Annotated in this window: 10 protein-coding genes; 4 read left to right on the forward strand and 6 right to left on the reverse strand. The window is 59.0% G+C overall.

Annotation, left to right across the window (positions count from 1 at the left end; all coding sequences use genetic code 11):
• Position 1 precedes the first annotated feature (1 nt).
• The gene (glcE, locus tag K3169_RS11395) at positions 2–1,078 is read right to left on the reverse strand and encodes a glycolate oxidase subunit GlcE (RefSeq protein ID WP_263271564.1); all 1,077 of its coding nucleotides are present in this window, start codon (positions 1,076–1,078) and stop codon (positions 2–4) included.
• Positions 1,078–2,577, reverse strand: coding sequence for a glycolate oxidase subunit GlcD (glcD, locus tag K3169_RS11400; RefSeq protein ID WP_263271566.1), 1,500 nt, complete (start codon positions 2,575–2,577; stop codon positions 1,078–1,080). Before glcD ends, glcE begins: the two co-directional genes overlap by 1 nt.
• A gap of 199 nt (positions 2,578–2,776) precedes the next feature.
• On the opposite strand from glcD, the gene maiA reads away from it, so the two are divergent.
• Positions 2,777–3,415, forward strand: coding sequence for a maleylacetoacetate isomerase (gene maiA / locus K3169_RS11405; RefSeq protein ID WP_263272261.1), 639 nt, complete (start codon positions 2,777–2,779; stop codon positions 3,413–3,415).
• Positions 3,416–3,557: 142 nt separating this feature from the next.
• Positions 3,558–4,646, forward strand: a complete 1,089-nt coding sequence (hppD, locus tag K3169_RS11410; protein ID WP_231674033.1) for a 4-hydroxyphenylpyruvate dioxygenase — start codon at positions 3,558–3,560, stop codon at positions 4,644–4,646.
• Between the two features lie 223 nt (positions 4,647–4,869).
• On the opposite strand, the gene K3169_RS11415 is transcribed toward hppD, so the two are convergent.
• The gene (locus tag K3169_RS11415) at positions 4,870–5,667 is read right to left on the reverse strand and encodes an IclR family transcriptional regulator (RefSeq protein ID WP_122396507.1); all 798 of its coding nucleotides are present in this window, start codon (positions 5,665–5,667) and stop codon (positions 4,870–4,872) included.
• 283 nt (positions 5,668–5,950) lie between these two features.
• Here K3169_RS11415 and hmgA point away from each other — a divergent pair, with 283 nt between their 5' ends.
• Positions 5,951–7,258 carry a homogentisate 1,2-dioxygenase gene (hmgA, locus tag K3169_RS11420; protein ID WP_263271568.1) on the forward strand — a complete coding sequence of 436 codons (1,308 nt, stop codon included), beginning with the start codon at positions 5,951–5,953 and terminating at the stop codon, positions 7,256–7,258.
• The gene (gene fahA, locus K3169_RS11425) at positions 7,255–8,553 is read left to right on the forward strand and encodes a fumarylacetoacetase (RefSeq protein WP_263271569.1); all 1,299 of its coding nucleotides are present in this window, start codon (positions 7,255–7,257) and stop codon (positions 8,551–8,553) included. Before hmgA ends, fahA begins: the two co-directional genes overlap by 4 nt.
• Before the next feature lie 225 nt (positions 8,554–8,778).
• Here the strand turns inward: fahA and K3169_RS11430 are convergent, their stop codons facing one another.
• Genes K3169_RS11430 through K3169_RS11440 form a run of 3 tightly spaced genes read right to left on the reverse strand, consistent with a single transcriptional unit; the run spans position 8,779 to position 12,450 of the window.
• The gene (locus tag K3169_RS11430; RefSeq protein ID WP_263271571.1) at positions 8,779–10,236 is read right to left on the reverse strand and encodes an N-acyl-D-amino-acid deacylase family protein; all 1,458 of its coding nucleotides are present in this window, start codon (positions 10,234–10,236) and stop codon (positions 8,779–8,781) included.
• A 3-nt stretch (positions 10,237–10,239) separates the two neighbouring features.
• Positions 10,240–11,100, reverse strand: a complete 861-nt coding sequence (locus tag K3169_RS11435) for a MurR/RpiR family transcriptional regulator (protein ID WP_231666533.1) — start codon at positions 11,098–11,100, stop codon at positions 10,240–10,242.
• Positions 11,101–12,450 carry a GntP family permease gene (locus K3169_RS11440; RefSeq protein ID WP_263271574.1) on the reverse strand — a complete coding sequence of 450 codons (1,350 nt, stop codon included), beginning with the start codon at positions 12,448–12,450 and terminating at the stop codon, positions 11,101–11,103. It lies immediately after the preceding gene.
• Positions 12,451–12,691 lie beyond the last annotated feature (241 nt).

Raw genomic sequence — 12,691 nt, forward strand, 5'->3', positions numbered from 1 at the left:
GTCAGATCTCCGCGTACATCCGCCCCGGATTGAACACTCCGTGGGGATCGAGTTGGGCCTTGAGCTGGCGGTGGTAGCGCAACAGGGGCGCGGGCAGCGGCTGGAACGGGCTGTCTTGCAAGCCATGGCTGTAGCAGACGGCATGACCGCCAGCGGCGCTGACCGTGGCGCGAATGACTGCACCGTCGGCATCGGATTTCAGCCAGCGTTGGGCTCCGGCCCAATCGATCAATTGTTCGCCGGGCACATCCAATACGCCGGTATTGTTGGGCAGTGACAGGCGCCACAACGGTAAACCGCTGGAGAAAAAATCCAGTTGATGTTCGTTCAGTTCCTGCCAATAGCCCGGGTCGATGCGTTCGCCGCCCAGCCGCTCATGGGCGGCCGCCACCGAGCCTTCACCGCCTTCCAGACGCAGGCGCAACACGCCACTTTCAAAACTGGCGGCGCTGACGGGTAAAGGCTGCTGACCCCATTCCGCCAGGCGTGCCAGGGCGCGAGCACAGTCCATTTCCAGTGCGATGCTGCTGCACAAGCGGGGTTTGGGCAGGACCTTCAAAGAAACTTCGGTGAGGACGCCCAGGCAGCCGAAACTGCCCGCCATCAGGCGCGACAGGTCGTAACCGGCGACGTTCTTCATGACCTCGCCGCCGAAGCGCAAATGTTTGCCCAGGCCGGTGATTACCCGGGTACCCAGCACAAAATCCCGTACCGATCCAGACCAGGGACGGCGTGGCCCGGACAGCCCGGACGCGACCATGCCGCCGACAGTGGCCTCGCCAAAATGTGGCGGCTCGCAAGGCAGCATTTGTCCGGCAGCATCCAGCGCTGCACACAGTTCTTGCAGGGGCGTTCCGGCGCGGGCTGTGATCACCAGTTCGGTAGGGTCGTAGCTGACGATGCCGCTGTGTGCTCGCGTATCAAGTATTTCCCCGGCCACTTCGCGTCCGAGAAATGCTTTGCTGTTTCCACCCTGGATTCGCAGCGGTGTCGCCGTTTGCAGGGCCTGATTGACCTGCTCCAGCAGGGCGGCGCCGGCGTCGTTGTCCGGGTGCTGAAGAAGCGGATCGGCAATCATCAGAAGCGCTCCAGTTCAGGGAAGGGCAGCTTGCCCATGTGCACATGCATCGCACCGAATTCAGCACAGCGGTGCAGGGTCGGGATGTTCTTGCCGGGGTTGAGCATGCCGCCGGGATCGAACGCGGCTTTCACGGCATGAAACAAGGTCAGCTCGTCGCTGTTGAACTGGGCACACATCTGATTGATCTTCTCGCGACCCACCCCGTGCTCGCCGGTGATGCTGCCGCCGACTTTCACGCAGAGCTCTAGAATCTTGCCGCCCAGCGCCTCTGCACGCTCCAGTTCGCCGGGCTGGTTGGCATCAAACAGGATCAACGGATGCATGTTGCCGTCACCGGCATGGAATACGTTGGCGACTCGCAGGCCGTACTCCTCGGACAAGGCCGAAATACCCTGCAGCACGCCGGGCAACTCCCGACGCGGGATGGTGCCATCCATGCAGTAATAATCCGGCGACAGTCGGCCGACTGCCGGGAAGGCATTCTTGCGACCGGCCCAGAAGCGCACGCGCTCGGCTTCATCTTTGGCCTGACGCAGTTCCGTCGCACCGGCCTTGGTCAGCACCTCGCGAACCCGTTCGCAGTCGTCATGCACGTCGGCCTCCACCCCGTCCAGTTCACAAAGAAGAATCGCTTCGGCGTCCACTGGATAACCGGCATGAATGAAGTCTTCCGCGGCGCGAATTGCCAGGTTGTCCATCATCTCCAGGCCACCGGGAATAATCCCCGCAGCAATGATGTCAGCCACGGCGCGCCCGGCTTTTTCCACGGAATCGAACGCTGCCAGCAGCACTTTCGCCACCTGAGGTTTGGGCAGCAGCTTGACCGTGACTTCGGTAATGATGCCGAGCATGCCTTCCGAACCGGTGAACAGCGCGAGCAGGTCAAAACCCGGTGAGTCCAGTGCATCGGAACCCAGTGTCAGCTGTTCGCCCTCGACGGTGAGTATTTCCACCTTGAGCAGGTTGTGCACGGTCAGACCGTATTTCAGGCAGTGCACACCGCCCGCGTTTTCCGCGACGTTGCCGCCGATAGAGCAGGCAATTTGCGACGACGGATCAGGCGCGTAATACAGCTCGTAAGGCGCAGTTGCTTGAGAAATCGCCAGATTACGCACGCCGGGCTGCACCCTGGCGAGGCGTGCGGCGGGATCAATTTCGAGGATTTTATTGAAGCGCGCCATGACCAGCAGCAGGCCCTTTTCCAGTGGCAGCGCGCCACCTGACAAACCCGTACCCGCGCCGCGAGCGACCACGGGGACGTGGCGCTGGTGACAGATTTTCAGCAGGGTCTGCACTTCTTCAAGGTGCCGGGGCAGGGCCACCAGCATGGGCGTGGTGCGATACGCCGATAACCCGTCGCACTCGTACGGGCGCAGTTCTTCCGGACGATGGAGGATGTCCAGGTCCGGCAACTGGCGTTGCAGCTCAGCCAGCAATTGTTGCTTGTCGACAACCGGCAGCACGCCATCGACGCGTTCGTCGTAGAGGATGTTCATGATGCTTCGTGACCCTGTGTTGTTTTTATAGGGCAGTCTTGGGACATCAGGCAGCATGCATCATTAAGGGTTCCGGGCGGATCTGTCCATGGTTTCGACTCGGCCTTTAGTCTGAGGCGCGATTGACAGCTGCGGGGTAATCCCGCAATTTACGCATTACGTAAAGCGATTACGAAGAATAATAAAAATGACTCAGCCGCTGGATCTGTTCACCTATTACCGTTCGACATCCAGTTACCGGGTGCGAATTGCGTTGGCGTTGAAAGGTCTGAATTACACCGCGATCCCGGTCAACCTGATGCACGATGGCGGTGAGCATCGCAAACCTGAATACCGGGCGATAAACCCGCAAGGTCGCGTGCCTGCATTGCGCACTGACCATAGCGTCGTCATCACTCAATCTACAGCGATCATCGAATACCTCGAAGAGCGGTATCCCGAGCATCCGCTGCTGTCTTCAAATATCGAACTGCGTGCCCGGCAGCGGGCGGTTGCGTCGCTGATCGCCTGTGATATTCATCCACTGCACAACGTGTCGGTACAGAACCACTTGCGCGCGCTGGGGCTTAGCGAATATGAGGTCAGTCAATGGATCGGCCATTGGGTCAGTGAAGGTCTCGCGGCAGTGGAGCAGATGATTGGCGACCAGGGATACTGTTTTGACAAGGAACGCCCAAGCGTGGCCGATGTGTATCTGCTGCCGCAAATCTACGCCGCCCGACGCTTTAACGTCGATCTGACGCCGTACCCACGCATCCTGCGGGTTGAAAAGCTTGCACTGGACCATTGGGCATTTCAGGCGGCGCATCCCGATGCGCAACCGGACAAGCCGGAGTAGTCTGTCCTTTATGAAAATTCTTGGCCTGCAACTGATCTTTGGTGATTTCCTGGCGCGTAGCGTGCGTGGCATCCCCTGCGCGCCGCCCGCTGGAAAGGGACGTTAAAAAACGCTAATCCACTTTCCAGCAAGGAGCCAGACCATGGCTGATTTACACGCCGATTTATATGAAAACCCAATGGGCCTGATGGGCTTTGAGTTCATCGAGTTCGCTTCGCCGACGCCCAATACCCTTGAACCTGTGTTTCAGATCATGGGCTTCACCAAGGTGGCGGTGCATCGCTCCAAAGATGTGGTGCTGTATCGCCAGGGCGACATCAACATCATCCTCAACAATGAACCCAACAGCCCGGCCTCTTACTTTGCCGCCGAGCACGGGCCGTCTGTGTGCGGCATGGCGTTCCGCGTCAAGGACTCTCATGTTGCCTACCAACGTGCGCTTGATCTTGGCGCTCAGCCGGTGGAAATCGCCACCGGGCCAATGGAGCTGCGCCTGCCAGCGATCAAAGGCATTGGCGGTGCGCCGCTGTACCTGATCGACCGCTTTGGCGAAGGCACTTCGATCTATGACATCGATTTCAACTTCATCGAAGGCGTGGATCGTCACCCGGTGGGCGCAGGCCTGAAGTTTATCGATCACCTGACCCATAACGTCTATCGCGGACGTATGGCTTATTGGGCGAATTTCTACGAGAAGCTGTTCAACTTCCGTGAGATTCGCTACTTCGACATCAAGGGTGAATACACCGGCCTGACCTCCAAGGCCATGACTGCGCCGGACGGCATGATCCGCATTCCGCTGAACGAGGAGTCGTCGAAAGGGGCAGGGCAGATCGAAGAGTTTCTGATGAAGTTCAACGGGGAGGGCATCCAGCACGTGGCGTTCTTCACCGACGACCTGATCAAAAGCTGGGATGCGCTGAAAGCCATCGGCATGCGCTTCATGACCGCACCGCCGGAAACCTACTACGAAATGCTCGAAGGCCGCCTGCCCAATCATGGCGAGCCAGAGTCCGAACTGAAAAGCCGTGGCATTTTGCTGGATGGTTCTTCTGATGGTGGCGAGCGGCGCTTACTGCTGCAGATATTCTCCGAAACCCTGATGGGCCCGGTGTTCTTCGAGTTCATCCAGCGCAAGGGCGATGACGGGTTTGGCGAGGGTAACTTCAAGGCGCTGTTTGAGTCGATCGAGCGCGATCAGATCAAGCGCGGGGTTTTGGCGGTGGAGTAGGGTTAGCTCAGAAGCAGAACTGGAATGCGTTTTAACTGTGAAAGCTTTGCTTGCTTGAGATTGGGTTACCAAGCCATCGCGAGCAAGCTCAGCTCCCACGGGTAGAACGCATTAGTTGAAATGCGGCCCTGTGGGAGCGAGGCTTGCCCGCGATGATTTGCGAACCCAATCCAAGGCAACTACCGCTCTCCCAGTTAAAACCCTATCCAGATAAAAGCCTGTATCAATCACCGAACAGCGCCACATCCCCACCCATTCGAGCGCTGATCACCCGCGCCGTAGCCCTAAGCCTCTGCGCTGCTTCGGCCTGGCGCTCATCGGTGAACACTGATGCCGATCCCACCATGGTGATCACTCCGGCGAGCTTGTTGCCAACGCTGAATATCGGTGAGGACACCGCATTCACCCCCGCCATCAACAACCCGCGAATCTGGTGCACACCGCTGCTGCGGATATCACTGAGGTGTTGTTCGATCTCTCGCAGTTGTGCAGCGTTCAAATGAGCTGACTCCTGATCTCGCAGCCCGGCGGTTTCGCTGTTCGTGAGGAAGCTGTCGAACACCAGCCCGGTAGAAGAACCAAGTAACGGCAGCACCGAGCCGACCTGAGTGACCAGCGTCACCGCACCGCTTGAAGGCTCGACGTAAACCACTGTCGGCCCCTTGTTGCCCCACACGGCCAGAAAGCAGGTTTCATTCAGATCGTCGCGCAACGTGGCCAAGTGCGGCGCGGTGATTTTCAGCACATCCAGATGACCGACCGCAGCCAGCCCCACAGACAGCGCCTCACGACCCAGTGCGTAATGGTTGGTGACCGTATCCTGTTCGGCGAAACCACTGGCAATCAGTGCCTGCAAATAACGGTGCACCTTGCTGGCAGGCATCGACACATGTTCGGCGAGTTTTGACAGCGAGGTGGACGGCGCCAGTTCAGCCAGCGCTTTGAGAATGCCCATGCCGACTTCTGCGGCCTGAACCTTTTGCTGACGCCCGCCTGCGGGGGTTTCGGTTTCCGTGGTCATTTCGGGTGTTACGCCAGTCTGAGAAGGCTGCTTTATAGCTTGACCGGCTCCCGAACTCAAATTACGTTATGCGTAATCGTTTTCTGTTAAATGTAATTTTGCTCGTGCTGCCCCTGACAAAAAAATGCAATTTGCGGAATTGAAGTGCATTCCCCGTAGGAGCTGCCGAAGGCTGCGAAACATTTATCCTGACACACCGTCATCGCAGCCTTCGGCAGCTCCTACAGGTCATTCGGCGTTATGGACACAACGCAATAACTTATAAAAACAAAAAGAGGTTCCGATGTTCACTCATCAGTCTCCCGAGCCGCTGATCTACCAATCCGGATTCGGTAACCAGTTCAACAGTGAAGCACTGCCTGGCGCAGTGCCGGTGGGGCAGAACTCACCGCAGAAGCACGCCTTGGGTCTGTACGCGGAATTGCTGTCAGGCACCGCATTCACTGTGCCCCGCGCAGAAGCCCGGCGCACCTGGCTCTATCGCATCAAACCCTCCGCTGCCCATCCACGCTATCAGCGGCTGGACCGACAGATCATCGGCCAGCAGATGGGCCCCATCACGCCCAATCGCCTGCGCTGGAATGCCTTTGAATTACCGTCCGAGCCAACAGACTTCATCGATGGCCTGCACGTCATGGCCAGCACCCACACCGCAGATCAGACTGAAGGCGTGACGCTTTACAACTACTGCGCCACCGCCTCTATGCAGCGAGCTTTTTTCAATGCCGACGGTGAATGGCTGATCGTGCCGCAAGTGGGCCGTTTGCGCCTCGTCACCGAGTTGGGATTGCTGGATATCGGCCCGCAAGAAATCGCCGTGTTACCCCGTGGCATGCGTTTCAGCGTGCAGTTACTGGACGTCACGGCCCGAGGTTATGTGTGTGAAAACCACGGCTGCGCGCTGCGCCTGCCAGAGCTTGGGCCGATTGGCAGCAACGGGCTGGCCAACCCTCGTGATTTCCTCGCGCCTGTCGCCTGGTTTGAAGAGCGCGATGAGCCGGTCACGCTGGTGCAGAAATTCCTTGGCGAATTGTGGAGCACGCAGCTGGATCACTCGCCCTTCGACGTGGTGGGCTGGCATGGCAATAACGTGCCGTACAAATACGATCTGCGTCGTTTCAACACCATCGGCACCGTCAGTTACGACCATCCTGATCCGTCGATTTTTACCGTTCTGACTTCCCCAGGCGCTGTGCACGGCCAGGCCAACATTGATTTCGTGATCTTCCCGCCGCGCTGGATGGTGGCCGAAAACACCTTCCGGCCGCCGTGGTTTCATCGCAATCTGATGAATGAATTCATGGGCCTGATCGAAGGTGCCTACGACGCCAAGGCTGAGGGTTTTATGCCCGGTGGCGCGTCCTTGCACAACTGCATGAGCGCTCACGGCCCGGATAACGCGACGGCTGAAAAAGCCACCGTCGCACAATTGCAGCCACACAAGATCGATAACACCATGGCCTTCATGTTCGAGACCGGCAAAGTCTTGCGCCCGAGCCTGCATGCCTTGCAATGCCCGCAACTGCAAAGCGATTACGACGCCTGCTGGACCGGCATGGCCAGGACTTTTAATAAGGAAATGCCAAAATGAGTACGCCTGCACACAGCCGCAGTTTGGTGACTTCCGCCAACGGCCATGCTGACTTTCCGCTGCAGAACCTGCCGCTGGGCGTTTTTAGTCGTGGCAATTCAGCCAGGCGCGGTGGCGTGGCGATCGGGGACTCGATTTTCGATCTGCAAGCGGCCCTGGCAGCGGGCTTATTCAATGGCGCGGCACGGGAGGCGGCAGAGGCTGCCAGTCGTGATCAGTTGAATGATTTTTTTGCCTTGGGGGCTCATGCCCGACGAGCGTTGCGCAGTGAATTGCTGCATCTGCTGGACGAACACAGCCCGCAGCGGGCGAGTCTAGAAGCGTCCAGCGAATTGCTCCTGCATCCCATGAGCGAATGTCAGTTGCATATGCCTGCTCGTGTTGGCGATTACACCGATTTCTACGTTGGCATTCATCACGCGACCAATGTTGGCAAACTGTTCCGCCCGGACAATCCGCTGCTGCCCAATTACAAATACGTGCCGATTGCCTATCACGGCCGCGCTTCGACGCTTTGTGTGTCCGGCAGCCCGGTCAGACGCCCCGATGGCCAGACGCTTCCGCCAGGTCAGGAGGTACCGCAGTTCGGCCCGTGTAAACGGCTGGATTACGAACTGGAAATGGGCGTCTGGGTTGGCCCCGGCAACCCGGACGGTGCGCCCATCAGCATTGCCGATGCGCAGCAGCATATCGCCGGGTTGTGCCTGCTCAACGATTGGTCAGCCCGCGATCTGCAAGCCTGGGAATACCAGCCACTGGGGCCGTTCTTGTCGAAAAGTTTTGCCACGACCCTTTCGCCCTGGGTGGTCACGGCCGAAGCGCTGGTGCCGTTCCGGAGCCCGCAACCTGTGCGGCCCGAAGGTGATCCGCAACCGTTGCCGTACCTGTTTGATGAGGCGGATCAGCAGGGCGGTGCGCTGGATATCGAGCTGGAGGTGCTGTTGTTGACCCGGCAGATGAAGGCACAGGGTTTACCGGCTCAGGTTCTCGCTCGCAGCAACACCCTGAACATGTACTGGACCGTGGCGCAGATGCTTACCCACCACAGCGTCAACGGCTGTAAACTGCAACCGGGCGACCTGCTTGGCACTGGCACCTTGTCTGGTCCGCAACCGGGGCAATTCGGCAGCCTGCTGGAAATGACCGAGGGCGGCAAGCACACCGTCGAACTGCCTGGCGGTGAAGTGCGGCGCTTTCTCGAAGATGGAGATGAGGTGATCCTGCGCGCCCGTTGTCAGCGGGAAGGGCAGGTATCGATCGGGTTTGGCGAGTGTCGGGGTGTGGTGGTGGGTTAATTCTGGTTTGGAGTGGGTTTTAACTGTCAGGGTTTGTGCTTGCATTGGATTGGGTTCACAAATTATCGCGGGCAAGCCTCGCTCCCACAGTACTGCGTTCACTTTCTTGACCTGAAATACGGCCCCTGTGGGAGCGAGGCTTGGTCTGGGCCGCATCCGGACGATAATTTGTGAACCCAATAGTAGGCAAACATCTTTTTCACAGGCAAAACCCCATTCAAAAATCTACAGAAACCCACCCACCAACGACCCACTCCTCGGCAAAAACCTTCCTTGCCGCTCACCCTGCGCCTTGCCGTCTGCGTAACTCAATTGCCCATTGACCCACACCCCGTCGATCCCCTCGGCAGCGCGTTGCGGGTCTTTGAAGTCGGCGACGTCGCGCACGGTGTCAGGGTTGAACAACACCAGGTCCGCCCAATAGCCTTCGCGAATCAGGCCGCGCTCATGCAAGGCAAAGCGCGCTGCCGATAACCCGGTCATCTTGTGTACAGCGGTATGCAGCGGGAACAGACCCCGATCCCGACTGAAATGCCCGAGCACACGGGGAAATGCACCCCACAGTCGCGGGTGCGGAAACGGGTCCTCCGGCAGTCCGTCAGAACCGATCATCGACAACGGATGGCTCATGATTCGCTCGACATCTTTCTCATCCATGCCGTAATAAACCGCACCTGCCGGTTGCAGCTTGCGGGCGGTGTCCAGCAGCGACAGTTGCCAGTCGGTGGCGATGTCTTTCAGGTCACGGCCGCTTTGATCCGGGTGCGGTGTTGACCAGGTGATGGTGATCCGGAAAGCGTCAGTCACCTGCTTGAGGTCCAGGGTCGATGAACTGGCTGCGTAGGGGTAACAGTCGCAGCCCACCGGATGAGTTTTCGCTGCCTTTTCCAGCGAGGCGAGCAACTGCGGACTGCGGCCCCAATTACCGGCGCCTGCGCATTTCATGTGGGAAATAACCACCGGCGATTTGGCGTGGCGACCGATGTCGAACGCTTCATCCATGGCCTCCAGCACCGGCTCGAACTCGCTGCGCAAGTGGGTGGTGTACACCGCGCCAAACGCAGTCAACTCCTCGGCCAGTTGCTTGACCTCGGTGGTTTCTGCCGAGAACGCGGAAGCGTAAGCCAGCCCGGTAGACAGCCCCAGCGCACCCGCTTCAAGGCTGTCGCGCAATTGTTCGCGCATGGCGCTGATTTCTTCCGCGCTGGCGGTGCGTTGCAGATCATCCATGTGGTTACTGCGCAACGCGGTATGGCCGATCAGCGCGGCAACATTGACCGCTGGACGCGCTTCGTCCACGGCATTGCGATAGTCGCTGAAACGCGGGTAAACGAAAGCGGCAGCGCTGCCCAGCAGGTTCATTGGATCGGGCGGATCACCGGCCAGAGCCACCGGCGAGGCGCTAATGCCGCAGTTGCCGACGATCACGGTCGTGACCCCCTGGCTGATCTTGGGCAGCATCGCCGGATAGCGAATTACTACCGTGTCGTCGTGGGTATGCACATCGATAAAGCCCGGTGCCAGGACCCGGCCCGCAGCGTTGATTTCTTCTTTTGCCTTCGCGCCATCAAGGTCGCCTACGCGCAGGATGCGACCCTCGTGAATCGCTACATCGGAGCGGAAACCGGGAACATCGCTGCCGTCGATCACCAGCGCGTCGCGAATGATCAGGTCATAAAGCATGGTTCAGTCTCCAAGCGGCAATCCGTCTTCACCGCCGCGATAGTCATCAAGGGCCAGCTTGATCCGCCGCAGTCGCTCCTGATTTTCTTCAGGGGCGAGCAGGGCCAGTTCGGTGGCGAGCACATCAATGGTCAGCAGCATGCCGTAGCGGGCGGCGGTGGGTTTGTAGATAAAATTGGTTTCGGCAATCTGCAACGGCAACACCACGTCGGCGATTTGCCCCAGTGGTGAGTCGGGAAGGGTGATCGCCAGGATTTTCGTGCCATAGCTGCTGGCCAGTTTCACAGCGTCCAGCAGTTCCGGAGTACGACCGCTGAGGGAACACGCTATCAGGCTGTGGTCCGGCCCAAGCGTTGCGGCGATCAGGCGCATCATCACCGGATCACGGCTGGCGGCGATGGGATAACCCAGGCGCACCAGACGGGTCTGCAATTCTTCGCTGCAAAGGCTGGAACAGCCGCCCATGCCAAAGGCATGAATCATCCGCGCCTTGCTGAGCAGTTCGATGGCGGCAGCGAAGCGCGATTCGTCAAACCCGGCCAGGTGCTGACGCAACGTGGATTCGATATCGCCGACGATCTGTGTAAAAAACGCCGACTGCTCAGGCGCCTGCTCGGGGTTGAGAAAGCGGCTGCCGACGGCACTGGCCTGAGCCAGTTGCAGGCGCAGGTCGCGCAAGTCCCGGCAGCCGATGCTGCGGGCAAAACGCGACAGAGTTGCGCTGCTGACTTCCGCGCGGCTGGCCAGTTCGTCGAGGCTGGCGCTGGCGGCAAACGCCACGTCGCTGAGGATCAGTCGGGCAATCCGGCTTTCGCCCGCGCTGAGTGAGTCCTGACGCGCGCGGATCTGGTAAAGAATATCCACTCAGAGCACCTGAGCCAGACCCAGCGTGAGGGCGAACGCGACAATTGAAATCAACGTCTCCAGCACCGTCCAGGTTTTGAAGGTTTGTGCCACGGTCATGTTGAAGTACTCCTTGATAAGCCAGAAACCACCGTCATTGACGTGGGAAAAGATCACCGAACCAGCGCCTGTTGCCAGCACCAGCAGCTCCGGATGTGGATAGCCAAGGCCCAGCGCAACGGGGGCAACGATACCGGAAGCCGTGGTCATGGCCACTGTCGCCGAACCCGTAGCAACCCTCATCAATGCGGCGAACAGCCAGCCCATGAGCAGCGGCGAGAGATGAAACTCTTGAGCCAGACCGACGATTTCGTTGGTGACACCACTGTCGATCAGAATCCGGTTCAAGCCACCACCGGCACCCACCAGCAGCGTGATGCTCGCCGTCGGTGCCAGACATTCATTGGTGAACTTCAGAATCGAGTCGCGGTTGAAGCCTAGGGCGATGCCCAGTGTCCAGAAGCTTAGCAAGGTGGCCAGCAGCAGGGCGATCACCGAGTTACCGATGAACAGCAGGAAGCTGTTGAATGCGCTGCCCGGCGTGCTGATCAGGTTGGCCCAGCCGCCCAACAGCATGAGCACCACGGGTAACAGAATGGTGGTCATGGTCAGGCCGAAGCTCGGCAGTTTCTGACGCGGTTCACGGTCCAGGAACTGCTTGCCCAGCGGGTTCTCGGCAGGCAGCTGGATGCGCGGCACGATGAATTTTGCGTACAGAGGACCTGCAATGATCGCCGTCGGAATACCGATCAGAATGGCATAGAACAGGGTTTGCCCGACCGACGCCTGATAAGCCTGAACCGCCAGCATCGCCGCAGGGTGCGGCGGCACCAGCGCGTGCACCACCGACAGACCGGCCACCATCGGCAAACCGACCATAAGAATCGAAACGCCCACCCGGCGGGCCACGGTGAAGGCGATTGGCACCAGCAGCACGAAGCCGACTTCGAAGAACAGCGGCAGGCCCACCAGAAAGGCAATGCAGACCATGGCCCAGTGCGCGTTGCGCTCACCGAAGCGGTCAATCAGGGTCCGCGCCACCTGCTCGGCACCGCCGGATTCAGCCATCATTTTGCCGAGCATGGTGCCTAGTGCCACAACCAGAGCAATGTGCCCCAGGGTCTTGCCGACACCGGCTTCATACGACGCAACGACACCCGTGGCAGGCATGCCGGCGACCAGCGCAAGGCCGACGGAAATCAGGGTGATGACAATGAACGGGTTGAGGCGATAACGGGCAATCAGGACGATCAAGGCAATGATCGCGATGGCGGCGTAAATCAAAAGCGAAATACCAGCGGACGGCGGCATGGAGCGTTTCCTTGCAGAGAGAGGTAATCGAATGGCTCGACACAGCGGGGCAACCCGTCAGTGAGGAGGCGTTCCGGAAAAACTCGGCAGAGGTGTCGCTAAAGGTTTGCACGCTGGAGCAGGGGGAGAGCAACGGCGATCACAGGCATTCATTATTGTTATCTCTGTTTTCGTGATGAAATTAAATTACACGAAAGCAAAAACATAAATCAATATATGAAAATAGTTTTCTTGGTGAGGT

It is taken from the genome of Pseudomonas phytophila, from assembly GCF_025643095.1.
Taxonomy (GTDB): domain Bacteria; phylum Pseudomonadota; class Gammaproteobacteria; order Pseudomonadales; family Pseudomonadaceae; genus Aquipseudomonas; species Aquipseudomonas quasicaspiana.